Origin of the sequence: Roseofilum reptotaenium CS-1145, assembly GCF_028330985.1 — a bacterium.
GTDB classification, from domain to species: domain Bacteria; phylum Cyanobacteriota; class Cyanobacteriia; order Cyanobacteriales; family Desertifilaceae; genus Roseofilum; species Roseofilum reptotaenium.
This window is the reverse complement of sequence record NZ_JAQMUE010000088.1, coordinates 139457-165536: the sequence shown is the minus strand read 5'-3', so window position 1 is coordinate 165536 and position 26080 is coordinate 139457. Positions and strand designations below refer to the sequence as shown.

22 protein-coding genes, 1 tRNA gene and 1 pseudogene are annotated in these 26080 nt (G+C 44.9%); 14 read left to right on the top strand and 10 right to left on the bottom strand.

Annotated features, from left to right (window positions below):
* Positions 1–75: 75 nt before the first annotated feature.
* Entirely contained in the window at positions 76–834 is a 759-nt protein-coding gene (locus PN466_RS20275) for a DUF1822 family protein (RefSeq protein WP_271943096.1), read from the bottom strand.
* A gap of 407 nt (positions 835–1241) precedes the next feature.
* Here PN466_RS20275 and PN466_RS20270 point away from each other — a divergent pair, with 407 nt between their 5' ends.
* From PN466_RS20270 to PN466_RS20250, 5 genes are all read left to right on the top strand, one after another.
* Positions 1242–1568, top strand: a complete 327-nt coding sequence (locus PN466_RS20270) for a hypothetical protein (RefSeq protein ID WP_271943093.1) — start codon at positions 1242–1244, stop codon at positions 1566–1568.
* Between the two features lie 151 nt (positions 1569–1719).
* Complete coding sequence (locus PN466_RS20265) at positions 1720–2268, top strand: YkvA family protein (RefSeq protein ID WP_271943090.1); 549 nt, start codon at positions 1720–1722, stop codon at positions 2266–2268.
* Positions 2269–2427: 159 nt separating this feature from the next.
* Entirely contained in the window at positions 2428–3024 is a 597-nt protein-coding gene (locus PN466_RS20260; RefSeq protein WP_271943087.1) for a hypothetical protein, read from the top strand.
* A gap of 73 nt (positions 3025–3097) precedes the next feature.
* Positions 3098–3487, top strand: a complete 390-nt coding sequence (locus PN466_RS20255) for a hypothetical protein (RefSeq protein WP_271943084.1) — start codon at positions 3098–3100, stop codon at positions 3485–3487.
* Between the two features lie 242 nt (positions 3488–3729).
* Positions 3730–4005 (top strand): hypothetical protein, encoded by a 276-nt coding sequence (locus PN466_RS20250; RefSeq protein ID WP_271943081.1) that lies wholly within the window; start codon positions 3730–3732, stop codon positions 4003–4005.
* Between the two features lie 91 nt (positions 4006–4096).
* On the opposite strand, the gene PN466_RS20245 is transcribed toward PN466_RS20250, so the two are convergent.
* Positions 4097–5056 carry an Rpn family recombination-promoting nuclease/putative transposase gene (locus PN466_RS20245; protein WP_271943078.1) on the bottom strand — a complete coding sequence of 320 codons (960 nt, stop codon included), beginning with the start codon at positions 5054–5056 and terminating at the stop codon, positions 4097–4099.
* Between the two features lie 178 nt (positions 5057–5234).
* A complete protein-coding gene (locus PN466_RS20240) occupies positions 5235–8123 on the bottom strand; it encodes a glycerol-3-phosphate acyltransferase (RefSeq protein ID WP_271943076.1) in 2889 nt (962 codons plus the stop codon).
* Positions 8124–8264: 141 nt separating this feature from the next.
* On the opposite strand from PN466_RS20240, the gene PN466_RS20235 reads away from it, so the two are divergent.
* Positions 8265–8798, top strand: a complete 534-nt coding sequence (locus tag PN466_RS20235; protein ID WP_271943075.1) for a YHS domain-containing (seleno)protein — start codon at positions 8265–8267, stop codon at positions 8796–8798.
* Positions 8799–8904: 106 nt separating this feature from the next.
* Positions 8905–11460: an ATP-binding protein gene (locus tag PN466_RS20230; protein WP_271943072.1), complete on the top strand. Its 2556-nt coding sequence runs from the start codon at positions 8905–8907 to the stop codon at positions 11458–11460.
* 12 nt (positions 11461–11472) lie between these two features.
* On the opposite strand, the gene PN466_RS20225 is transcribed toward PN466_RS20230, so the two are convergent.
* The 3 genes from PN466_RS20225 to PN466_RS20215 all read right to left on the bottom strand — a co-directional run bounded on the left by PN466_RS20225 (position 11473) and on the right by PN466_RS20215 (position 14048).
* Positions 11473–13002 (bottom strand): YifB family Mg chelatase-like AAA ATPase, encoded by a 1530-nt coding sequence (locus tag PN466_RS20225; RefSeq protein WP_271943068.1) that lies wholly within the window; start codon positions 13000–13002, stop codon positions 11473–11475.
* A gap of 59 nt (positions 13003–13061) precedes the next feature.
* Positions 13062–13313: a hypothetical protein gene (locus PN466_RS20220; protein ID WP_271943065.1), complete on the bottom strand. Its 252-nt coding sequence runs from the start codon at positions 13311–13313 to the stop codon at positions 13062–13064.
* A 117-nt stretch (positions 13314–13430) separates the two neighbouring features.
* Entirely contained in the window at positions 13431–14048 is a 618-nt protein-coding gene (locus tag PN466_RS20215; RefSeq protein ID WP_271943062.1) for a GUN4 domain-containing protein, read from the bottom strand.
* A gap of 304 nt (positions 14049–14352) precedes the next feature.
* On the opposite strand from PN466_RS20215, the gene PN466_RS20210 reads away from it, so the two are divergent.
* Positions 14353–14423 (top strand) — tRNA-Gly (locus PN466_RS20210).
* Between the two features lie 37 nt (positions 14424–14460).
* Positions 14461–15570 carry a DUF3419 family protein gene (locus PN466_RS20205; protein WP_271943060.1) on the top strand — a complete coding sequence of 370 codons (1110 nt, stop codon included), beginning with the start codon at positions 14461–14463 and terminating at the stop codon, positions 15568–15570.
* Positions 15571–15658: 88 nt separating this feature from the next.
* Here PN466_RS20205 and PN466_RS20200 read toward each other — a convergent pair whose 3' ends face one another.
* The gene (locus PN466_RS20200; protein ID WP_271943058.1) at positions 15659–16390 is read right to left on the bottom strand and encodes a glutathione peroxidase; all 732 of its coding nucleotides are present in this window, start codon (positions 16388–16390) and stop codon (positions 15659–15661) included.
* A 181-nt stretch (positions 16391–16571) separates the two neighbouring features.
* Between PN466_RS20200 and aspS the strand changes: the two genes are divergently transcribed.
* The gene (gene aspS, locus PN466_RS20195; protein WP_271943055.1) at positions 16572–18368 is read left to right on the top strand and encodes an aspartate--tRNA ligase; all 1797 of its coding nucleotides are present in this window, start codon (positions 16572–16574) and stop codon (positions 18366–18368) included.
* A 65-nt stretch (positions 18369–18433) separates the two neighbouring features.
* Here aspS and PN466_RS20190 read toward each other — a convergent pair whose 3' ends face one another.
* Positions 18434–18583, bottom strand: a complete 150-nt coding sequence (locus PN466_RS20190; protein ID WP_271943052.1) for a hypothetical protein — start codon at positions 18581–18583, stop codon at positions 18434–18436.
* Between the two features lie 87 nt (positions 18584–18670).
* On the opposite strand from PN466_RS20190, the gene PN466_RS20185 reads away from it, so the two are divergent.
* Genes PN466_RS20185 through PN466_RS20175 form a run of 3 tightly spaced genes read left to right on the top strand, consistent with a single transcriptional unit; the run spans position 18671 to position 21740 of the window.
* Complete coding sequence (locus tag PN466_RS20185) at positions 18671–20806, top strand: hypothetical protein (protein WP_271943049.1); 2136 nt, start codon at positions 18671–18673, stop codon at positions 20804–20806.
* 8 nt (positions 20807–20814) lie between these two features.
* Positions 20815–21324: a hypothetical protein gene (locus PN466_RS20180; RefSeq protein WP_271943047.1), complete on the top strand. Its 510-nt coding sequence runs from the start codon at positions 20815–20817 to the stop codon at positions 21322–21324.
* Positions 21325–21362: 38 nt separating this feature from the next.
* Positions 21363–21740, top strand: coding sequence for a hypothetical protein (locus PN466_RS20175; RefSeq protein ID WP_271943044.1), 378 nt, complete (start codon positions 21363–21365; stop codon positions 21738–21740).
* 118 nt (positions 21741–21858) lie between these two features.
* On the opposite strand, the gene PN466_RS20170 is transcribed toward PN466_RS20175, so the two are convergent.
* Positions 21859–24522: a chloride channel protein gene (locus tag PN466_RS20170; RefSeq protein WP_271943042.1), complete on the bottom strand. Its 2664-nt coding sequence runs from the start codon at positions 24520–24522 to the stop codon at positions 21859–21861.
* 160 nt (positions 24523–24682) lie between these two features.
* Positions 24683–24814, bottom strand: a pseudogene (locus tag PN466_RS26650) (IS982 family transposase); the annotation flags it as partial.
* Positions 24815–24958: 144 nt separating this feature from the next.
* On the opposite strand from PN466_RS26650, the gene PN466_RS20165 reads away from it, so the two are divergent.
* Positions 24959–26071: a CAP domain-containing protein gene (locus PN466_RS20165; protein ID WP_271943039.1), complete on the top strand. Its 1113-nt coding sequence runs from the start codon at positions 24959–24961 to the stop codon at positions 26069–26071.
* Positions 26072–26080: the final 9 nt, after the last annotated feature.

The window sequence follows — 26080 nt, the reverse complement described above, 5'->3', positions numbered from 1 at the left end:
CTAGAGGAGACTAGGTAACTTGCTATTGAGGGTGGGTTATTGGGTTGGGGTCGCTTTCCGTAAAAATTCTGTAATTTACACCATAAATCGTTCGACAACCCTATATCTACCCTGCTCTACAATTATACTAAAAGCATCGCCCTCTTCCACATTAAATTCCAGATTTTCCTTGGCATCAAAGATTTCTCCCTCCGGATTGTCTGCATCGCTTTCATCGAGTAACTGGATACGCAGGTCTTCCGGTAGATGGCTCGCTCCGGGACTGGGAAGAATCTGTATAATAACCTTGACTTTAGGTCTCTCTAGAGGTATAATTGTAGCCACCATTTCGACTTGGCAATCTTCAAGCTCGTTAAAGACAATTGTCTTTCTCCGCGAAACCCCCTCACTGCGCTGACGAAAGGCAAAGCTCGGTTGCTCAGTGGTTAACAAGCCATCGACGGATTCCCACAGGGGAGCAAAAACACCTTGCAACCATTCTCTCAGTTGAGTCCGTTGGGTTTGTTGTTCCGGTAGAGCGCTAATCTCTTGTATGGCAAAGCCAGCAACTTCCGTGAGTTCCCCTGAGTCAAATAAGGCTTTGATGCGCTCAAACCCTTCAGGCGATCCTTCAAATTCAATGATAATTGATCCAGATTTGATCTTAACCACAATTAAGTCCAACTCCTTAGCTATTTTCTGTACTTCCTGTTCTAATGCCCGTCTTTGATCTAGTGTTAGATTTTTTAGATCTCCATGCAAGACGACTTCAAAACCAGTATATTTCTTCAACACTTCGATTTTCAAATTAGGCTTGATCAGATCGGGTTTGTAGCGAGCAATGTAATTAAACAACTCGTTTCGCCTCGGGCTATTTTTGTCAGTTTTTCCACTCTTTCGAGCGCCCAGAAAAGTAGTACAAATATTACTGATACAACCTCTAACATTAGTGCGTTCAAGGGGCACGATTTCAGAAATTTCTCGATCTGTTCTACCAGATAAAAAAAGATCTAAAACTCTCCTTTCTGTTTCGTTAAGAGTGTCATATTGTGAGTCACAAAAACTTTTCTCGTCCGACATGATTGCAGATTTCAAGACTTTTTTGGGATTGCCCCTTTAACTTACCACATTTGAGCTACGGATTCTCTATCAAGATATGCTTGCTATCCGGTTCAATTAAATAAGCCACAAATGTGGTAGCAAGACAGCAATCTTCAACGATAGATTGATAGTGTTGGTTCGAGCAGAGGTAATCAAGACCTATGAGTAACCTGGTAAAAGCTACCTCCGCAATCACAGCGGCAGGAGCTGCGGCAGGGACTGCCGCTGTAAGTAGCGGTACAGTAGCTGTTTCGGTAGGCGCAGGTACAGTAGCAGGAACGGCTAACACCGTGTTAGCGATCGCCATCGGCTCTAATGCAACTGCGACAGGTGCGGTAGCTATGGCATCAGGGGCTGGTGCAACTGCTTTGGGTTCAACTTTTGGCCTTGTGATTGCTCCACTTGCTCCAGTTGTTCTTCCTGTCGCAGGAGGTGTGGCTGTTATTGCTGGTTTGGGTTTGGCACTGAAAAAGGCAACAGATAGCTAAACCAGATTGGATTAACTCTGAGATCGATCGGAGTTAATCCAGTACTCACTTCTATTGTTGAGCTACATCGTTTTCCTGGAATAGATGAGGTTCATACTCATTCCCTGCCTTGAAATTATTCTGCGATTACCGAAGTAAGTAAGGAGAAAAAATGCAAAAGCGTCCAATCAAAGACTTTGAATCTATCTTAAATAAGACGAAACCCGGAGATGAATCAAAAGTAGACTCGGCTGAAGTGGAGAAGAAAAATAGAGGGCCTGTCAGAGAAGTTTGGGATAAGGTTCAGACTCTGATGAGTACGATTCAAAATCCCGATGCAGGATTTACAGCAAAAGGTATTGCAATCGCTGCACTGCTTTATCTGATCTCTCCTTTTGATGCGATTCCTGATGTCATTCCAATTGTCGGATTGACTGATGATGTTTCAGTTATTGTCTATGCTATTTATAAGCTAAGTCAACTTAGCTCGATGGCCAAGATTATGGGAAAGTCTCTAGATTTCGATTTTCGAGAACGACAAGACAAGATCGATGCGATGAAAGAATGCGAACAACATAAACGCAATTTAGAGTTTCAAGAACGGCAACATGAAGTCAACAGTACCACAGAATTAGAGCGACATAAATTTACGACAGTAGCTCTTCTTATTGGATTCACGACTGTTGTGTGTTCAGTTCTTACAGCAATTATTGTGTCGTAGTATTTCCTGCGAAGTCATGCCATGCAAGGGTTATTAAGTCCCTTGCATCTGAATCTTTGGTTAAGCAGTATGTCTCTAGGTTTGAGTTTAACTCTAAACTCAACGATCGCCTGTGTCTACTCAAGCCCGTCAATAAATCAAAATCAACGGAGGAAATACATGATTTTCAAGAAGAAGAAAACTGAAGATGATAATGCTGTGCGAGATATCAATCCTCAAACTCTCAACAATGAGTCAGGATGGCAATCTCTATCTCCAGCTCTAATTCACCAAGCACAGCAACTTCCGGCACAAAAAGAAAGTTGGTCTTGCGGGCCAAATTCTGCTTATCGCGCTCTCTGTCTCAATGGTCAACATACCTCCGCCAAGGGATTACAATCTTTTATCGAGAATTGTCCTGTATCTTTAGGAGGACATGACAGCACTAAAATCGGCCCGACTCCCAGCAAACTCGCCAAGTATATCGACAACTACACTAGTTCGAGTGTTAACGAATGTAGTTGCGTCAAGTGGAATTCATTCTGGCCCGCTATCCAGGGAAATTTAGGGAAACACCCGTCTCTTGTTCTCGTGCAGTTCAGCACATTTAAACTCCACTATGTCAATGTTGTCGGCTACAACTCGCATAGCAAAGAAGTAGCTATTTTAGACACCAATAATTCCCTGGAAGCATGGACAATTGAGCAGTTTCGACATCTGACTGCAATTAGTGCTAAGTATTTATCTAAAAATTATTATGCTATCCATCTAACTTAGTTTAACCACAAATGTGGTAGCAGGATAGCAATCTTCAACGATAGATTAGTAGTGTTAGTTTGAGGAAATGTGAATGGGATACTTGACCATTATTAGTGAAACCGGTTTTCCTCATTCTGCTTGCTTGTTCGAGTACAACGGCAACGCAGAATGGTATGGATTTAAGCCAAACGTTCCTAAAACTCCCCGTGGTGCTGGCCATGTCGATCGCACTGATAGGAGTCCTCACATCAAGGATTCAGTCAAATTTGCGATTGCTGACGCGAAACTAGCACAAGTTATTGCCCAACTGTTGAGCAAATATGAAGGCTTAACTTACTCCGTTGGTACGGGGCCAGATTGTGTTAACTTCTCGGTTGATGCTGCTCAGTGGTGTGGATTAAAAACTCCCCCACGCCCCAATCTTTTCCCTGGTAATCTTGTGACGAATTTAGCTCGATTGAATGCCAATTTAGTCCAATAGCGCATCGATCGGGCCAGAGGAAGTACCTCAAAAAACTTCCTCTGGCTTTTGTGCTATAGCGCTTCGCGATAGTGTGTTTACAATAATCTGTAGGGGCGAACGGCCATTCGCCCCTACATGCGCCCTTATCTGTCAACACTATAGCGCGCAGCGCTATATCTAATTACCACATTTGTGGTATCTACTACCAATTCACCGTGCTACATTCAAGTTGTTCTCCCATTTGTGTAAGGAAGTGAATCATGATCAATTCTTTCCCTGTAATCAACCCAGAGACTACTATACAAGTAAGCGTCTTCCTCAAAAACCTGTTGCTTTTTATTGTGGAAAAAGTGATCATTCCACTGGCTAAATTATCCTTTGAGTTCGCAATGGCTAACCCAAATGTAATCGCAGCTCTTATTGTAGTGGTAGCTGTAGTTCTAATTGTTCGATGGTCTATTAAAAAGGGTTATATAGTCGATTTTGGTATTAACTGGAAGGAGTATTTTGCAGGACTCAGTATTCGTCCTGCTTGAGCTTAATCGCAGATGAACGACTGAACCGTATATGGCGATCGCCCTCCCAACCGGCGATCGCCTTTTCTTCATCTGAGCATCCCGACTCCCTTCACCTCCTCTCCCTCAACCAACGGTCGAAATCCTCTAAAGTGCAATCGAGAATCGTAATCCCCAGCTCATCTAAATCATCCAGAGACAACCGTTGCATTTGGGCTAGAGTCGCTTCAGGAATCTCTCCAAACCGTCGCTGAAGTTGACGCAAAATTAATCCTAATGCTGCTTCAGCCCGACCTTCCTCACGACCTTGTTCTAGCCCTTGTTCTAGCCCTTGTTCTAGCCCTTGTTCCAATCCTTCTGTCCTTGCTTGCACCACATAACCTTCCTGGTCGAGTATCCACCTCTCCTTTCGCTCTAACTCTTCTGCTTCTTCGGGACTCAAATTGGCTCGATTTGCTATTTCCAAAGCTTTGCCGATTTCCGGCACTTCTTCGAGAGAACTGGGAATCATCTCTAAATTGGGTGCTTCCTTCATAAAGTCAATCCATTTTTCCGTCAGAGTTTCTAATTCTTCCAGAGATTTATTGAATTTTCGCAACTCTACAAAAATGAGTTCAATTTGTTCGTCAGGATACTCAAATGAGGGTAAGGTTTTCTCTTTTAAGCCAAAGTGGGTAATAATCGGTTTTACCTCCGGAAATAGGGGAAAATCAACGATGCTTAGAGCAATGACGGCTTGCAGTCCCACATAAGGTTTTCCGATGCTGAGTTGATTGCTATAGATTTTTGCCCAGTTGTACAAGACTCGCTTTTTGAAAGCCGGGACATTTAGCACTTGCATTTCAATCAGGACGGTTGTACCGTTACCTAAGATCGCTTTCACATCCAGATAGCTATCTTTTAGGGTACTCGTATCGCCCTGATTATAGGGATCGATAATTTCTAGGTCTTTGATTTCTGGCTCACCGGCATAAATGAGGGCATTTAAGAAACTGATCAGGATATCGTTGCTTTCTTTGGAGCCAAAGATGCGCTTAAAGGCGAAATCGGTTTTGGGGCTGATAAATTGCATAGTGTTTGAGGTTTTCCTCGCTTGGTGGAGACTGGAGCCATAATCAACAGGCTATAGGCGATCGCTCCGATCTTAGCTTAACCAGAGCCATGTGTAGGGGCGAAAAATATGCAAGCTCCTACCACCGTGTCTACCATTAAAGTCCCAAGCTAAATCTGGAGAGCGATCGCTACATTAATTATTCATTATTCATTACTTCCACCATTCCCGTTTCCCCATCAATGCGTACCCATTGCCCATCATGCAAGCGTTCCATAATATTGGGAATATCCATCACTGCGGGAATTCCGTACTCTCGCGCCACGATCGCCCCATGGGATAGCCTTCCTCCAACTTCGGAAATCAATCCGCCTGCTTTTGCCAATACCAAAGACCAACCCGAATCCGTATAAGGAACCACTAAAATTGTATCGGTATCTACAGCTTCCACATTTTGCAACTGACGCATAATTTTTACCCGACCTTCCGCTTGTCCTGGACTTGCACCAATGCCTGATAACGTTTGCCCTTCCTTTAATCTAGACTGAGCAGAGGGAGTAATTCTTTTGATAGGTTGATTACCGTAGGCAACGTAAGGAATAGATTTCACCAATTTATCTTGGGCAAATGTGGCTCTGCGAGTCGCAATAATTTCTGGTATGCGGTCCGTCGATAAAAATGTATCGGTAGAGTCAGATAACACGGCTTGCACTTCGGGTAAGGTGAGGAAAAAGATATCTTCTTGAGTCTGTAAAATACCGGATTCGATCCAGAAGTTTTCTAGGGCTAAGAAACTCCAACGCAACTGAGCTAACAATTGGCTGTAGACTTGAGTAACTTGACCCTTGAGATTTAAGCGCACTTGTACCATTTGAATTTTAAGGCGTTTCGGTAGGGTTTTGGGGCGATCGCCTTTCATCTGATGTAACTGTTGTAAAAACATATCGCGCACCATCCTCGGATTATCCCGCCATCGAGGAACAGAAATATCCGTTGCCACCTCACTCAGATATCCATAATCCTCCATAAATTGGCAAAGCTGATCGATAATACTCTGACCATCGGGCAATTCAGACAAACAACCAAATAAGGTTTCCGGGGTCTCTGTCTCCAAATGGGGCAGTAAATGGTGGGCACAGGTGGCCAACTCTTGCAATGCTTCCAGAGCAGCAACTTCTGGCATTTCTTGATAATCTAAATCCTCTTCAGAAACCTGAAATACCGCCTGCCTCAAGGCAAAACTCAAGGGGGCTAAAATACTATAATAGGTGGCACGCTTTAGGGTTTCTAAAATTAAATCTACACGGTCTAAGCACTCTGAAGGGGTTTGAGGAGCTTGGTTTTTCAATTGCTCTAATGTAGGGGAAAACCACTTGCGGTTATCTCGCTCAAAATCTTCTTCTAAAGACCATTCCCGTTGCAGAAGTCGCCATAATCCGGGAATTTGTTTGACGGTAGATGATAGGGGGGGGCGGGTAAACTTTGCTCCTCTGGTGAGAAACTCTAAACTTTCGGGCGGCAGTCCCATCTGGCGAAAAATTTCTCCTAATAGAGAAGCATTAAAATAAGCGACGGAATGGTGTAGCGTAGCTAATTGATTTAAGTCTAAATTAGCAATTTTTTTGCCTAAAACCAGGGCAAAAATATCGCGCCAAACGCCACAAGTCAGGGGTTGATTAATTGACCAGGTCAGGGGATGAATAAATCCGGGAATGACTTCGGCAGCGATTTTTCTCGTCCAAATTGGACTCAGGGTAGTAATGGGGCGAGTTTGTAAAATCCACAGTTGCTGACCATCATGCGTCCATTCAATATCTTGGGGGATTCCGTGATAGTTGCCTTCAATTTGACGGGTTATTTGAGCGACTTGGTGAATTAAGGCGGGAGGAATATCTCCATCCCCTTCTAAAATTTGGGTGGTCGGTTCTCCATCCGTTTCTATCACTAGGACGCGATAGGATTCTGGTGTAACTTGACCGGAAACGACACGGCTCGGATCTCCGGGAAGCGCTTCAATGATGACATCTTCACCACTGCGGGCAATGGGGTCACGGCTAAAGGCAACACCGGAAAAGACTCCGGCGATTTGTTGTTGAATTAAAACGGCGACTTGGGTATCGGGGAGTTGTCGGCTTTGACGATAGGCGATCGCCTGGGGATTATCGGCCGATCGCATACAAGTGAGGATGGCTTGGTGTAAGCCTTGGGCGTTAGTAATCTGGGGAATACTGGTATATTGACCGGCTCCAGAGGAGTGTAGCGTATCTTCTCCGAAGGCTGAGGAGCGAACAATCAGAGGGTTCTGAGAAGAGGGGTTCAGGAGGCTAATCACCGGTTGGGGGTCATCTCCAGGGAGTAAAATCCAACCCGGAGGAACGGGATAACCGAGTTTTTTTAGGTAAGCGAGATTAGCCGCTTTTGCACCCACTTCTTGAGCTTTGAGGGGGCGATCGAGGGAGAGAATTCCCTTATTTCCAGGAAAGAGTGAGGGCATATTTGGGTTTCGAGTGGAGGAATTAGAGGGAAGTTCGAGGTCGTCGGGGATGTGTTGGTAGATGAGGGCGAGGCTGGTGTTGAGGGATATGGTGGCGATCGCCAATCCTTTGTCACTCGGATGCATGAGAATCTGAAGCAGAGGAAACAGGATTAAGATGCCATATTGACGAGATTTGCGCTCCCGGACAACCGTGAGACCTATCAGAGCGATCAGTCCCACGAGGAGGGAAATTTGCCAATTATGCACTACTAATCCCCAGGTAGCATTGGTGGTTCCTGCGGCTTGACTGATGAAGTAGCGTCCCAAAACGAGGGCGATCAGGGCGATGATTTCCCAAACGGGAGTTTGGGGAAAGAGCGATCGCGCCAAGAGAACTGCACCGATCCCTTTTCCTGCTTCCGATAAAACGGCACCAATCCCTGCCAGTTTACCTCCATGATAAAAGGCAGCCGAAACGGAAATATTTCCTGTACCCAGTCGGGCTAAGTCTTTGCCCGTTAACGCTAGGGTAAGCCATTGGATCAGGGGCGTACCGCCGAGCAATGGACAGAAGATTAAAATAGTCAGACCTTTGAGTAGTTCGATAGACATGATGATCAGGGGTTCATGCAATCCACAATCACTGATGATGGTGATTTTAATACGACATCGCTCTATCTGGAGTGGCTAAAATGGAATAGTAAGGGTAAGAAACTACTTTTTACCTGTGCTGTGTAAAGAAGAGTATTTTTTATGTTCCCTAAGTATTTACTGATGGCGACTCTCAGTTTACCTGTCTTGGTCTTCGTAGGTTGTACTTCTAATTCTAACCAGCATCAGACCGAGAATCAGACAATTAGCGTCACTGAATCCCCAAGCGATCGCCAAGAAGATTTTAGCTTAAATTTAGACGAACAGGGACGTGCATTGAAAGGCTATGATCCAGTCACTTATTTTACGGAAGGTAAGCCAGTACAAGGGAAAGCCGAATTTAGTCTTGATTGGAATGGAGCGACGTGGTATTTTAGCAGTGCAGAACATCGAGAGCGATTTGCAGCTAACCCTGATCAATTTGCACCAGCTAATGGGGGTTATTGCACCTTTGGTGTAGTTCTTGCCAAGAAATTTGATGGAGATCCAAAAGTCTGGTCATTGCATGAAAATAGACTGTATGTTTTCCTCAATGAAGAGGTGAAGACCAAATTTTTTCAGGATACAGTGGGTAACTTTAAGAAAGTGTCGAAGAATTGGCCAGAAATTGCACCAAAAGCACCTGAAGAGCTATAAACTTTGATCTACTGTAGCACTCCGTCTAAGTATTCTAAAGGAGCTTAAGGGATAGTAAGGCGTGTATTTATACACGAAATATTAGGCGTATTTCACGCGATCGCGAATGAGGAAACGAAAAAACACTATTTTACCTCAATTCTCTTTAGTGGCCGGTGTTGCCTTGTTTCTGATCGTGACTTGGGCCATTTTGGATTTCCGCGATCGTTCAAAAACCAATTTCATTTTACAAGAGCAAGAAAGATTTTGGAGTTTGAAAAAGAACGTTAAAGCTATTCAGCTAGAACTGACTTTAGCACGGCTGGATGAATCTCAGTTGACTTCGTCACGAAAGTTGATTTTTTTTGAAAGCTTTGAAGAACGCATAAAATATATTTTAGAGTTATCTGAAAATTTAAAGGAACAGTGTCAAAATGATCGAGAAATCTTGATACTGTTAAGCAATACAACGCGAATCTTAGATCGATATAGAATTTCAGTCAATAATATTTTAAAAGCCCAAACTCATATGGGTTTAGTTGGACAAGAAGGGGTTTTATTAGAGACAACAGAGGCTAAAAGAGAAATTGAAAATTACTTAGAGAAAACAAATCAAGATTCATTAATAGTTGAATTTATTCATATGCAGCTTGATGAAAAAGAATTTAGTAATTCTTTGGACATGAGGATTGCGGATGGATTACTTAAAAGAGCAAAACAATTAAGTCAGGATGTGGAGACACTCAACTTATCACCACAGCTCAAGATTGGTTTAGAAAATGAACTTAATCACTACCGAGTTCTTGTATCTCAATTAACGGCTAATATTCTAGAACTAGAATTGCTCATAGCTGAAAGTACATTGCAATACCAGCTCATTGCTCCAGAACTGATCAAAATTGATCAAGAAATTGATACTTTGTTAAATCAAGCTGCGGAAGACCTACGACAACAACGACACCAATCTTTATATCAAATGTTAATCATTTTCACAAGCGCTTTGCTGGTGCTTAGTCTCTTCACATTTTTAAAAATTCGGAGTTCACAACAGTTAGTGATTCGATTACGAAATCTGGCACAGGGAATGGAAGAAATTGCAGTAGGTAATTTTCTAAATACTCACAGTTTACCCCAGGGTGACGATGAAATTGGGTTTCTTACTCAGAGATTTTTGAATATGTCTTTACAAATTAAAACGCAAATCAAAACCATAAAACAGGAACAAAAAAAAGCGGAAGATGCCAATCAGTCAAAATCTAAATTTTTAGCGAGTATGAGTCATGAATTACGAACTCCACTCAATGCAATATTAGGCTTCACACAATTAATGAACCGCGACCTAAGTTTGAATCAAGATCATCAAAAAAAGCTCAACATTATTCTGCAAAGCGGCGAACATTTACTGGCTCTCATTAATGATGTTTTGGATTTGTCAAAAATTGAATCTGGACGCATCACATTAACGATAAAAATCTTTGATTTATATAAGTTACTTGAAACTTTAGAAGTCATGTTAAAAGTCAAAGCTAATACCAAAAAAATTGACTTTTTAATTGAATGCGATTCAGAAATCCCCAGATGGATTAAAACAGATGAAGTGAAATTGCGTCAAATCTTGATTAATTTATTAGGTAATGCTATCAAATTCACAGAAAAAGGCCAGGTAATTTTACGAGTCTCATGGCTGAAATATCCAGCAATACCCATTGGCAAAATCAGCTTTGAAATAGAAGATACAGGTCCTGGAATTGCTCCGGAAGAAATGAGCCGGTTGTTTGAAGCTTTTGTACAAACAGAAACAGGGCGAAAATCTGGTGAAGGAACTGGTTTGGGGCTGCCAATTTCACAAAAATTTGTTGAACTAATGGGTGGAGAACTTAGGGTTGAAAGTGTGATGGAAAAAGGATCTATTTTTAGTTTTGATATTCAGGTCGAATGTCTAGACTTAGGAAAACTAGAAACTGAGGTTCAGAGAAAACGAGTGATTGCACTGCAACCTAATCAAGCGAAATATAGAATTGCCATTGTAGAAGATAAACTGGAAAATCGCTTGGTTTTAAATGAACTTTTGGTCTCAGTAGGATTTGAAGTGGCAGAAGCTTATAATGGGCAAGAAGCGATCGCCCTCTGGGAACAATGGAATCCTCACTTAATCTGGATGGATATTCAGATGCCAGAAATGGATGGTTATGAAGCAACTCGGTGTATTCGTCATCTGGAGAAACAAAAATTAACCCTTCTACCTCAACCCCCTCCTCCAGTAACGATTATTGCTCTAACAGCTAGTGTTCTGGAACATGAAAGAGCAGCTATATTTGAAGCTGGGTGTGATGAATTCGTCAGTAAACCGTTTCAAGAAACGGAGATCTTTGAGAAGATCGAGAAATATTTGGGAGTACGCTATATTTACGAAGAACCTAAAGACTTGGATAGAGTAACCACTGAGCCATCACAGGATCTTTCGGATGTAAGCCAGCAACTTAAAACCCTATCCATAGATTGGATTTATTCTTTACATCAATCCTGTATGGAAGCAGATGGGGATAAGGCTTTAGAGCTGATCGATGAGATTCGTGATGCTTGTCCCAGGGTGGTGGATTCATTAACCTATTTAATTGAGAATTTTCAGTTTGAACAACTGACTCACATGACAGAAGTAATTTTAAATCAGCAGGAATTTTAAGCTTTAATTGATTCATTGCATTCGATCGATCATCCGATATTGGATGGCTTCGGCGATATGGGCAGATTGCAGGGTTTCCTGACCAGCTAAATCGGCGATCGTGCGAGCAACTTTGAGGATGCGATCGGTTCCCCGAGCGGATAATCCTAACTTGCGAATGGCTCCTTCTAATATTTGCTGACAAGTTTGATCGAGTTGACACCACTGGCGCAGATGCGAAGTTTGCATATGAGCGTTGCAATGGAGATTGGGATCGTTTTGGAATCTGAATCGAGCGCGATCTCGTCCCATTTTAACCCGTTCGAGTACAGTGGCTGAAGGTTCCCCGATACTCTGTTGGGTAATTTCTTCGGGTTTGAGACGGTTGACGGCAACTTGTAGATCGATGCGATCGAGTAATGGCCCGGATAATTTGGCCCAGTAATTAATTCGTTGGCGTGGGGAGCAGGTGCAGGATTGAATGGAATCCCCGTAATAGCCACAGGGACAGGGATTTGTCGAAGCGACGAGGGTAAACTGGGCGGGAAACGTAACCGTTTGACGAGCACGGGAAATGGTGACTTCCCCATCTTCGAGGGGTTGGCGCAGGAATTCGAGAACATTGCGTTTAAACTCGCTCAATTCATCGAGAAAAAGTATACCTTCATGGGCGAGGGAAATTTCACCGGGTCTGGGATAGCTGCCACCACCTACTAAAGAAGCACCTGAAGCGGAATGGTGCGGACTGCGAAAGGGGCGATCGCACACTAAAGAGCCTTTATTCTTTAATAAACCAGCGACCGAATGAATTTGAGTCACTTCTAGAGCCTCGTCAAAGCTCAAGGGTGGCAAAATTCCGGGTAAACGCCGTGCTAACATTGTTTTCCCACTACCTGGCGGACCAATAAAGCATAAATTATGACCGCCCGCCGCCGCAATTTCCAAGGCACGGCGACCATGGACTTGTCCCTTAACATCCTCAAGGTCTAAACGCTTCGCAGATGAATTTTGCCAACGTTTCACGCCATTAAATACTACAGGTTCGTAGAGATCGGGCTGACTGAGGAAATCCCCGACTTCAGAAAGTTGCTTAAATCCATACACCTTCAATCCACTGACGAGGGCAGCTTCTTGCACATTATCTTCCGGAACGACTAATCCTGTAATGTCTAATTTTTCCGCAGCAGCGGCGATCGGTAACACTCCAGCCACCGGGCGCAAACTCCCATCTAGGGAGACTTCCCCCAAAAACAAATAATCTCCGAGTAACTGAGGATTGACCTGTTCCGAAGCCGCCAAAATTCCAATACCAATGGGCAAATCAAAACTTGGCCCCTCCTTACGCAAATCTGCGGGAGTCAAGTTAATCACAATTCTTCGCATGGGAAATGCATATCCCGAATTTCTCAAGGTCGCCTTCACCCTTTCCCGCGACTCTTGCACCGCTGTATCCGGCAATCCAACCACCACGATCGCCGGTAGTCCCCCAGATACATCAACTTCAACTCCCACCTTAATGGCGTTGATTCCGACTAGGGATGCACTCCAGACTCTAGCTAACATAAGTAATGGATCATAAGGTAATGGTAATCTCCACGTCTTCCCATTCCCCCACTCCCCCATTAATCTACTTCAGCCGGTTTATTTTGTCGCACAGTTTCGATCAAAGAACCGATCGCAAAACCCGCAGACGCTCCAATTATGGCATAGGTACGAGGCGCTCGTGATGTACTAAATCCATCGATAAATTCGGGTCGGTGGGTGAGATCGCAACATTGAAATTGTCGTTGCGACATTTTCGACACCGACAATCCAAAGACAATACCAATCAAAGCTGTAACGACCCCAGAAAAAAAAATTAACTTCAGATTCATGAGTATTCCTCCACGCTTGTCAATACCCTACCTTGTTTATAGCAAAACAGGGGCATTTTTCACCCCTGTTCTCAATAGGTCTTAACACAATAGTGAGGAACTTCAGTTATAGTTCTGTTACATACCACACCGAATCATCCGGGCAAAGAAATAGGTCGCCATTTTTCCACCATAGGGCGATCTCCACCATCCCGAAGGATGAGACCCCGCAGGCGCATCTAAGCTAAAATCCAGGTTCTCTAGCTCCAAAAATTTGCCATCTTTAAACCAACCCATCTTAGCTGCTGTTTTCTCTAAAATCTTCATATCCACTTTAGAAATATCATCACTACCCCCCTCCTCCACATAGAATTGTTTCTGGACGCTAAAACCGAACTTGCCATTACTATATTTGAGCCACAGGCGATCGATCACGCGAATAATACTACAGGGACACATCAGCACATCATCCGGCGTTAATTTATCATGACGGCTTTGGCCCATCGCTTCTAACATTAAGGCAGTAGTAATGTCGTCTGCTTCCTTCCACTGACCAGCACTTAAACATTCACCCAACTTACCATAGCGCTCTACATCAGTGACGACATTGAGTAAGTATTCAACTTGTTCTTGTAGTTTATTGACTTTTTCGGGTAAGGATGTCATTACACTCAACTGAGCTATTTGCGCCTCCAGTTCAGAAACACGAGTTTCTAAATCAGGTGTTTGGGTTTCATTGGAGCGTTCGTTAGACATGAGGTTTAGATCAATACAGATTCTTCTGCTGTTCATTGTGGCAAATTCTGGGACAGATGGGGAGGAGGGAGACACGGATAGACCAAGCAATTACCTATTGCCTATGAGCAGTGTCAAGTACTTTATGGAGATTTATTGCAATTTCAAATTCTTCCCAAGGCAAATCTTTAATTAGAAGAGGGGGGTTGAGTAGGCTTGACATTTTATCCAATCAAGTATCCTGAGAAAGGATAAACCCAAGCGACAACAATTGACAAATAACCCATCTAGAGGTACAATCTATTGATTCAATTTAAACTTAATTGCGGGTATAATTTAGTGGTAAAATGTCAGCTTCCCAAGCTGAACATGGGGGTTCGATTCCCCCTACCCGCTTGATCAAAACCTGACCCATTGACATGGGGCAACTGTCATGTCCAGCGAAATCGAAGAGCGTGCCCAATTCTCCCAGATTCGCTATGGTCAATGTTGGGAAGATGCTGATATCCTCTTAGAAGGTTTAGCGATTCAACCGGGAGATACTTGCTTATCGATCGCATCAGCCGGTGATAATACTTTAGCTCTGTTAACGCGATCGCCAGAGCGAGTCATTGCCCTAGACCTGAGTTTAGCACAACTGGCCTGTTTAGAATTGCGGGTTGCAGCCTATCGCTGTTTAACTCATCCAGAGCTATTATTTCTCATGGGTAGCGCCACTGAAACCACAGAACCCACAAGCCGACAAACCCTGTATCAGCGCTGTCGTCCCCATCTTTCGCCTACCGTACAACAGTTTTGGGGCGATCGCCCGCAATTGATTGCCATGGGAATCGGAAATAGTGGTAAATTCGAGCGCTACTTTGAGATTTTTCGTCGCTATATTTTACCCTTAGTCCATGGCAAAAAACAGATTGACCAACTCTTGCAAGGGGGAATCCTAGAAGAGCGCCAATTATTTTATAATCAGGTTTGGAATAGCCGACGATGGCGATGGATGTTTCGCCTCTTTTTCTCCCGCACGGTAATGGGAAATTTAGGGCGAGACCCCAGTTTTTTCCAATATGTGAATGCCAATGTCGCTGAACGAATTTTCGATCGCGCTGAATATGCCCTAACTCAGCTTAACCCGGCGGATAATCCCTATTTACAATGGATTTTAACCGGACATCATACCACCGCACTGCCCTATGCCCTGCGTCCAGAACACTTTGACACAATTCGTGCTAACCTCGATCGCCTAGAATGGCATCAGTGTTCTGTAGAAGCCTTTCTCGATCAGTTACCCAACCAGACAATCGATCGCTACAATCTCAGTGATATGTTTGAATATATGTCTTTAGAGTCTTATCACCAGATTCTGGAACAACTGATTCAAAAAGGCCGTAAAGGAGGCAGATTAGCCTATTGGAATTTATTGGTTCCTCGCCATTGTTCCCCAGAATGGTCGAGTCAAATTCGCCCCCTTTCTGACTTAGCCCATCATCTCTACGATCAAGATAAGGCATTTTTTTATAGCGCCTTTCATGTAGAGGAAATTGTGTAGTAAGGGGGCAAGAAACCAGGTTTCTATTTCTGTGAACAAGGACACTAGAATGTACAAGTAGAAACCCGGTTTCTCGGTTGCGCGATCGCTAGGAAGCGAAGTAAGCCGCTAAATCTTCTGAACCGCCAATATGTTGACCATCAATGAAGACTTGGGGAACCGTAATTTTGCCAGTAATCGCTTGAAGAGAACGGGTGCTTACAGCATCGGCAAGTACAATTTCTTCGTATTCTAATCCCTTTTCTTGCAGCAGGGCTTTGGCTTTGGCGCAGAAGGGACAGCCGACTTTAGTAAATAGAGATACCATTTTCGGCTTAACGGCGCTGGGATTAATATGTTGGAGCATGGTTTCTGCATCGGAAACCTCGAAAGGATCGCCAGGTTTTTCCGGTTCGATGAACATTTTGTCAATGGTTTTATCTTTGACGAGCATGGAGTAGCGCCAAGAGCGTTGACCAAACCCGAGGTCTTGTTTGTCTACTAACATACCCATGCCAGCACTGAAGTCTCCGTTACCATCGGGAATGAAGGTGATTTTATCGGCTTTTTGATCTTTCGCCCATGCATCCATTACAAAAGTATCGTTAACGGATACGCAGATAATTTCATCAACTCCGTTAGCTTTGAAAACGTCCGCAAGTTCGTTATATCCAGGAACATGGGTAGAGGAGCAGGTAGGGGTGAATGCTCCAGGAAGGGAAAAGACGATAACCGTTTTGCCACCAAATAGCTCATCAGTACTGATGTCTTTCCATTCGTTGTTGACGCGAGCGCGGAAACTGACGTTGGGTACGGTTTGGCCTTCTTTATTCTGCAACATAAGTGTTGATCTCCTGACAGACAAGTAAAACGAAGTCGTTATGAATTTGGATTAATCTAATCATACTCATAATGACTTCGAGTTGTCAAGGAAAAATTTTTGGATCGCCAGTACCGCCATTCTTGTTGGATAATGGGGAAGTTGTGTTAAGCAAGAACTCTACTGAACGCTAGGAACCACCATGCGAACCCACTACTGCGGAGAATTACAAGGAAAAAACATTGGCGAGACGGTAACCCTGTGTGGTTGGGTCGATCGCCGTCGCGATCATGGTGGTGTAATTTTTCTGGACTTGCGCGATCGCACCGGAATCGTGCAAATTGTTAGCGATCCAGACCGGACACCCGACTCCTATGGACTGGCGGAAAAACTGCGCAATGAGTATGTGGTAACCATTGAGGGACGAGTCACCCAGAGACCCGAAGATTCACTCAACCCCAAAATTGCCACGGGAGAAATTGAGATTTACGCCGATAAAATTGAGCTACTCAACGGCATTCACCGGCAAATGCCGTTTCAGGTCTCCAGTTACGAAGAGGAGGCTGTACGGGAAGATTTGCGGCTGAAGTATCGCTATTTAGACTTGAGACGCGATCGCATGAGTGGCAACTTACAACTCCGCCACCAAGTCATAAAAGCTATCCGTCGCTACTTAGAAGACGAACAACACTTTATTGAAGTAGAAACCCCTATCCTCACCCGCTCCACCCCAGAAGGAGCAAGGGATTACCTCGTTCCCAGTCGGGTGAATGCGGGGGAATGGTACGCCCTGCCCCAATCCCCACAACTGTTTAAACAGTTACTGATGGTCTCCGGGTTTGACCGGTATTATCAGATTGCTCGTTGCTTCCGGGATGAAGACCTGCGAGCTGATCGCCAGCCGGAATTTACCCAATTAGACATGGAAATGAGCTTCATGTCCGAAGAAGACATTATTAACCTGAATGAAGGATTAGTCTGTCACATCTTCAAAACCATTAAAAATATTGACATTCCCCGACCCTTTCCCCGCATCACCTACAAAGAATCCATGGAGCGCTATGGATGCGATCGCCCCGATACCCGATTTGGACTTGAATTAGTCGAAGTTTCAGATGTCGTCAAAGAGTGCGGGTTTAAAGTCTTTTCTGGAGCCGTTGCCGCTGGTGGCGCGGTGAAAATTTTGCCCATTCCCAACGGCAACGATAACATTTCCAATGTAGCGATTAAACCCGGTGGCGAACTGTTCAAAGAAGCCACCGAAGCTGGAGCAAAAGGTCTCGCCTATATCCGCGTCCGTGAAAATGGTGAAATCGACACCATTGGCGCAATTAAAGATAACCTCAGTGCCGAACAAAAACAGGAAATCCTGCAACGCACCGGAGCCGAAGCCGGCCATTTACTCCTCTTTGGAGCCGGAGATACCGCTACAGTGAACAAAACCCTAGACCGGTTGCGGCAAGTGATTGGCAAACAAATGGGACTCATTGACGACAATCAAATTAACCTGATTTGGGTCACCGAATTCCCCATGTTTGAATGGAATCCTGATGAAAAGCGCTTTGAAGCCATGCATCACCCCTTCACCGCACCCAACCCAGAAGACCTAGACGACATCAAAACTGCCCGTGCCAGAGCCTACGATCTGGTCTATAACGGCAATGAGATTGGTGGGGGAAGCCTGCGGATCTATCAACGGGAGATTCAGGAAAAGGTGTTTGAGGCGATCGGATTATCCCCCGAAGAAGCCCATAATAAATTTGGCTTTCTCCTAGAAGCCTTTGAATATGGAACGCCTCCCCACGGCGGAATTGCCTATGGCTTAGACCGACTGGTAATGCTTCTTGCCGGTGAAGACTCTATCCGCGATGTGATTGCCTTCCCCAAAACCCAGCAAGCGCGGTGTTTGCTCACCGATGCTCCTGCAACCGTGGATAATCGCCAGTTGAAAGAACTTTCTGTGGCTTCCACCCACAAACCTAAGGCAAAAAATGGGTAAGTGGTAGTCATCATGTAGTCATGATAAAGTCGTGTGCCCTGAGCAGAGTCAAAGGGCACACCATCTCATTCCACACCCGATTCTTGCAATGCCTGAAGTAATAATGATGTAAACTGAAGAAATTCAGCCCATTCTTTTAGATAACCGGTTTCTTTCAGATAACCGGTAATTATATCCCTTCTCTCTTTCTCAGTGCCTCCGTGGTTAACTGACATGGGCGATCCGCCTCCCTGGGATGGCAATGACAACTCCCTCAAGGCTATATAATGGGCGGTAGGGCCGTAAATTGGCCATGGCAAATCATGAAAATTCGACGCAAACGAACCGTTCAGGAAACTGTACAGCCTAAAACCCAATTGCCTAAGTCCCGTCCTTGGGTGAAGACAACCCCTGAACTGAGCCAACACAATACTCCGTCTTCTTCGACTGTCCAACGTCTACCGGTGGATTCTAGGGAAGTATGGGACAAAGTTTCGACTTTAGCGCCGCAAGAGAATTTATATCAATCGCCCTCTGCTCCCGAAAATCCCACAGATCGCCTCTATCCCAAGCGTCTCGCTCGGCAAGACCGCAGTATTTCCCCGCCCCACAAATCTCCCCTTTTGGGAACCATTCGGCGATCTCCTCAACCCCAATCTCCTACTCCACCCAAACAAAACCTCAACTGGGGACATCTCTCCTCAACCTTACAACCATTAGGCGATCGCTCTCCCATCACTCCCTGGAAACCCGCTCACCTGTTGCAGCGCCAATCGACGATCCAGCGTGATAACCTAACCTCTGGCACAGAAGCACCCCAAGACTCCACATCCAACCGAACCATACAACCCCCCACCCAGCAGGCTCCCTCACCCCCCAATACAGACAATTCTGAGTCACAGAGCGATCGCAACCAACCGCCCTCTCACAAAGCTCCCCTCACCCCCGATAAAATTAAACTAGAACAAAAAATTTCAGAATTAAAAGATGCCAAAAATCAATTATTAGAAGAGAAAAACAAAAAAGAAAAACAACTCTTATCTCTCTTAATCCCCGTTGATAATTGGATTGAACACAAAGCCAGTACCTCCGGTTACTCCGACATTTTTTATCTCTATAAAAGACAAGGGCCTCTGCAAAGAGCCATGATTTTATCTCAGCTAGGGGTCAGTAACTTTTCCTTAGCTGAAGCCAAATCTAAACTCAAATCCAGACAACTGAGCAAGTTGGGTCGTAAAGGCTTTGATTGGACAAAATTTTCTGACGCACTGCAAACCATTAGGGCAGTCAACCCCTGGGATGAGACCTTTATCCAGGATATGTCTGAACTCGGTGGCGCGATTGCTGCCATTGGTTCTGCCTCTACGTCTCATTTGGCCAATCTCGTTGGGGGTCAAGTCGTCGCAGATTGGAGCAGTGAAATTGGCTCCCTGTTGGGAGTCGTAGGATTACTGATTACAGCCTATCGAGAATATACAGAACTTTTAGCCAATAATGATCTGGGTCTCTATAAAACTCGCATCGGTAAGCTAGGCACTACCCTCGCTGACATCGGCCGCTATACCAGTACCGGACTGGTCACCTTATCCAGTGCAGTCGAAAATACAGGCATACTCCATAAGCTCGGAAGTGGACTTTCGACCGCAGCAGCAACCTCCGCAGCAGGAGCCTTTGCCATTGTTGGAGGAGCCATTAACGTCGGAGTTGGGATCAGTCAATATCGTCAAGCTGGGCAAAATCAACAAGATTTAGAAGAAATTAGCAACAGTGATGATCCTCACCTCGATACTGACCTGAAGAAAGGGGCGAAACTAGGAGCAACAAACCAAGGTTGGGACAAAAAGCTGGGTGCAGCCAGAATTGCCAAAGGAACCGCCATGATGCTCGGTGGCGCTCTCTTATTAGCTGGATTAGGGCCGATTGGATGGATAACATTAGCTGTTGCTGGGGTAATTGGCGGTACAGTGGCTCTAGCTAAATATTTTGGTTGGCGTAAGCGGAAGAATGATTTTGTTGATGAAGAATTAGGTGTTAATGAACGATATAAAAAACTTACAGGTCGATCGGTAAAAACTGGATTTATGGCGAAAAAATTTGGTTTTTCTAACCAAGAAAAAGCCCGAGATCAAATTCGCGATTATCTCTTAAGAAGGGAAGGTTTTGTGAATGCTGACCAATATTATTACTATCGTCTCAATGAAATGGCTCAAACGATTATCACTCAGGCACAAGTCGATATGCAACTCTTGCAGAAACGAGACGATCTTCAAGAGGATTCAGCGAAGGAGAATAAGACTAAACTACGCGATTATCTACAAGCCAACGATCTCAATCCGAGGCACTATCCAGGATTGTGTGTCTTGATTGGTTTAGGTCTCAAACTCACAGTCAAGAGAATTGCCAATAGCCGATTACCGGCGCACAGTAATGTAGTTACGCAACTCGATTACAGTAAGTAGAGTAAATCATGGAGACCTCAGAGCGCCCCCATGAATTATTGGTTTCCATTCAAGAGATCCTAACTTCTTGGGAAATCGAAAATCAATGGATTGAACCCACAGAAGAGGTTCCCTATTATGGTCTGCTTGCCCGCTTTTATCTTTTAGATGGTTTCCCTATCGATTGGCAATTTTGTATTTTACCTAAACTGCATGAGAGCGAGGATTTTGCCACGCAAGAATTTTTACAATTGTTTATCGAGTTAAGCGATAAAGTTACCTCAGAACATCTCGATCGAACCCTAAGAGAGATCGCCGCAATTAATTTGAATTTGCCTTTTGGTGCGTTTGGAGTGGTAGAAGACTTGCAGGTTCTCTATTTTAAGCATAATACCTTAATTGACATCAGGGGTAATAATACTCCGTATCGCTCACGCGATCGCGCCATCACCCTGGACATTCTCCAAAATCAATGGAGTATGATCCTATACAGCATTAATCTATTTTTTGAATCCTTAATGCAAACGTTGGAGAATTGATTACACTAGGTAGAATTGCATTCAAACAGCCTGTCTTCATGCTCACCGACATTTTCCCCTTCTCCTTTTCACTGAATACAACGGCGATCGCCGGAACCACCCTTTGGTCTCTGGGTCTTTACTTAGGCTTTTCTCCCATTAGTGATTGGATAATGCTGCAACTAACTCGGTGGTTTAATTTTGCCGAACGCAGTCTCTATACCTCAGTGGAGGAATTTGAACGCACGAGGGCAAGTCGAGAAGCACAAAATGCCTTTTATGCCTCCTTATTTAGTATTATTCCCTTTCTCATCGTCGGTGGTTTATTTAATTGGGCCGTAGAAGCAACATTAGGTAACAGTTGGGCCATTAGCATGGGATTATTGGCCTGTGTTGCTTGTGGGGTTTATGAGTTAGGACGCAGAGACACTCAGTAATATAGCGCTTTGCGCTAGGGAATAGGCTTTTGGTACATAGCTTTGAGGATTCAACACTGTCCCTCATAACGCAAGCAAAGCACTGTATCAATTAATAAAAATGGGTAGTCGGTTAAGATCAAGTTAGAGAGATAGCTTGACGCACTAAAATCACCGTACAATCGCATCCGGAGGCGATCGCCTCTGGAATGTTGCCTTTAATCACCTGTTTGAGTAAACCTTCTCGTGATGCTCCCATAATCACGACATCAATGTGGGATTTTTGGGCTTGTTGAATAATGGCTTCGCTGACCTGTTCAGAGATGAGCTGTACCCGACTCAATTTAGGTAATCTTAACTCTTCCTTGTGTCTGTCTCCAGATACCAAAGAAACTGATTTTAAGCGACTGTGCAAAAACTGCTGCACCTCTTCCAACATCCCAGAAACCTGGGCTTTCTGTTCTGGAGAACAGACCTGACACAATTGGATTTCTGGGGGAAAAAAGGGCTGATCCCAATTGTGGCCTTTCGATTTGAACTGAATGTATCGCAAGCGCATTAAACCCGGTAACAACTCAGCACCGGCGATCGCATTTGGCCCTCCTGCCAACGGCAGTAACCAGCGATTAAAATGCCATTTCGCCTGTTGTCCACGGGTAGCCCACTTCACCAACACCACTTCACAAGGGGCTTGACGAATTAAGGTATCCACCACATCCCCAAAAATGCGCCCCTCCGTTGTTGTTTTTCCCTTCCATCCCATCAGCAACAGATCCACATGGCGATACTTCACCGTCTCTAGAATCGTTTTCCCAATATCATGGGTGACTCGCACCTGAGTATGGACACTAATGCCTAACTGTTCACCCAACTTTTCTGTATAGTTTGTCCAGCGTTGAAATGCATCAAAGCTGACCCGAGCTTGATCGACGGGAGTATGATGGGAAACCAAAGCGACTTGCAGACATTCCAACTCATAATCTTGTTCCGCGGCGATCGCCCCTGCCATCTGTAACAATAAAGCTGCTGTGCGTTGATTGACCACTGGAACCAAAATCCGGCCCTTACCCGTTGCCGGCCCCTGTGTTCTATAAATTACATAAGAAGTCCCACCAGCCGGCCCCAAGGTTGGCCCGATACCACTGAGCAAATCTGACTCCGCCCGGATAATATCACTGCGGGTAATAATCCCCACTAACCTCCGTCCCTCAGTCACTGGAAGACGACTGAGTTTATAACGATTCAAACAATACACCACCTCACTTAAAGGACAAGAGGGTGGAACACTCACCGGATCGGGGGTCATGATTTCCCCCAATACGGCCTTCTGATTCATGTTGCGTTTCTTCAGATCTTCCTGAGTAACAATACCGACTAACTGACCTCCATGCACCACAGGAAATCCCCGATGATGAGAGCGAGAAAACGCTTGTACCACTTGATCTAAAGGTAAATGGAGATTCAAGGTTTCCACCCGGTGTTGCATCAGATCCTCAGCAATCAATTCATCAAAGCCTTCCGGCGTTTTGCGTTGATGACTTTGGGCTTCCATACCATTCCAGACCAACAGACGCTGGTATAGGGAGTTTTTCTCTAGCAAACTGGATACAAAATAGGCCACCACCGACACAATCATCAGGGGTAAGACCAAATTAAAATCTGCCGTGATTTCAAAAACAATCACAATACTGGTCATGGGAACTTTACCCACGGCACTAAAAAAGGCTCCCATCCCCGCCAGGGCATAAGTATCAGGAGAAATACCGAGGGGTAATCCTAGAGAGTAACCCACCAAATAGCCAAGAGCTGCGCCTAATGTTAGGGTTGGGGCAAAGAGTCCCCCAGGTGTCCCTGCACCATAGGCTAAACAGGTGAGTAAAAAATGAACAACAAAGGCAAGAAGGACTTCAGTAGCTTTAAGATCCCCGACTAACAAAAGTTGTCGTAAACCCGCATGGTCATTAAACGTTTGTGGCAATAAGGCAATACAAAGGCCAGAAATTAAACCAGTTAAAGCCATGCGAGCAGGCAGAGTCAGGGGTAAGCGCCGATTGAGAGTCAGGCTGGTAATAATACTTTGGTTGAAGAGTGTACCTAGAATTCCCGCTAGGATACCTAGCATTAAGAAAGACGGAATTTCTGGGGCAGAGAAATGGGCAACCGAAGCACTGACTTCCCGATTGAGGTCGAGGTCATTTCCAAAGATGCGAGAGACGACTGCACCGATAAAGGAGGCTCCGATCGCTGTTTCTAGAGTTAATTCCGAAACATCATGGAGTAATTCTTCTAATACAAATAACATGCCGGCGATCGGGGCATTAAAGCCAGCCGCCAGTCCTGCGGCGGCACCAGCGGCGACCATTTGCCGGCGATGGTTAGGAGAGGTGGGGAAAATCCTCGCAATTTCCGAAGCTAAAGCAGCTCCAATTTGTACAGTTGGCCCTTGACGACCGAGGGTGAGTCCAGAAGAGAGAGAAAGCAATCCGGCAGTAAGCTTAACCAGAGCAGTCCGCCAACCCAGAGGAAGTGGGGTTCCTTCGAGAACAGCTTTGACGTGGGCAATACCACTCCCTTGGGTTTCAGTGGCAAACGCTTCAATCAAACAACCGGAGAAAAAGGCAAAGGTCATGCCTATGATGGGTAAGACAAACCAAGCGGGGAAGATTTGGGTAAGCCAGATCCGCCACCCCCCCAAGGTTCCTATGCCATTTCTGAGTAAGACGGCGCTACAACCAGAGACTAATCCAATCAGACAAGCCTCGGCAATCATCACCCGTCGTTTGGGTAGCAATAGAGGGCGCACGGTTAAATTATGCGCTTTGCGCTAGGGAATAGGGGAGAGGCAATAAGGAAGAGGCAATAGGGTTATGGTACATGGTAGCCAGAGGATTTAACTCTGATGTCAACCATACCACTACAGACTGAGAGTCCCCATCGGATTCAATTAAAAATTAAAAATTAACGTCAGTCAAGCAGAGATTTGACAAGCAATTCTGGGTTTTGAGACCTGATGATAGGAGTGGTCTATTCGACAGAGGTTCAAAGGTTTGGCAGAAGTCATCAACTTCACAGAACAGTTCTTCTAGACTAAGTATGGAGCAAGGGATAGCTTTATGGTTCGCACTTTTAGCCTACTGCCTTTGCTCCTCCCCATCCCAAACTGACGATCGCTTGCTTAACCAAAACTGACGTTATAGTAGGAAATGAAACCATCAAAAAAAGCAAGGTAGGTCAGACGAATGAGATGGCAAGACCCCCTGATTTTTCTGAGTGCAACATCTGTAGCGATCGCCGTAGCTCAACCCATTGCAGTCCAAGCGCAAGGTATTTCCTACGATTGTAGTGGCCAATTGCAGAGGGGCGATCGCGTTTTAGAGTCGGATGGCAGTTTATATGATATTTGTGAATTTGAAGCACAGGCAGGACAGTCCATTTCCATTACGTTAGAAAGTGTAGATTTTGACACGGTTTTGGCGGTCATCGACTCCGAGGGTAACCTATTAGCCTCAAATGACGATATCGACGAAAATACGACCAATTCGGCATTGACCGTTACATTTCCAGCGGATGGGATATACCGACTCATCGTCAATGCTTACGATGCTGAAGGTTCCGGAGGCTATATCCTGTCTGCTACTGGATCTGGAGATATCCAAAAACCCATCAATCAGCCCAGAGAGAACACTCAAATGGCGATTTCTTCAGGAGAAACAGCGGCACAATTTTACAACCGTTATCAGCGTAATCCGGGTGCTATCCCCATTCCCGATTGTGCTACCCGTACGTCTAAACTCACCCGCAGCGAAATTCAGCAAGTTTTACTCGAACACAACCGCTCCCGCAAAGATGCCGATCGCTACGTTCCTAATGGCTTACCTCCCTTACCTGCGGTCATCTGGAATTGTGATGCGGCCGCAGTGGCGCAACAGTGGGCCGATCAAAGCCGAGGTTCCCAAGGTCACAGTGCTAACGCCTGGCGGCAGCAACAGTTCAGTAATCGTACTGGACTCCAAGGTGGAGCGGCTAAACTGGGTGAAAATTTGGCTTGGTCGGGAGGCAGCGATCGCTCTGTCGTTTCTTCAGTGGTCAGCAGCGTCACCCGTTGGGATGACGAACGCAAGGATTACAACCATAACACGCAAGCTTGTCAGGGGGTCTGCGGTCATTATACGCAGATGGTATGGCGGGAAAGTACCGCGATCGGTTGTGGTATTTATCGTGGCCCCGTCCGTTGGCCGGGAGGCGATCGGACCTGGCCGGAAGGATATTTCTTAAGCTGTACTTATCACAATGCAGGTAATTTCAATAACGATAATCCTTTAATCGACCATCCAGATTGGTACTACGATTAGTTAAGGCAA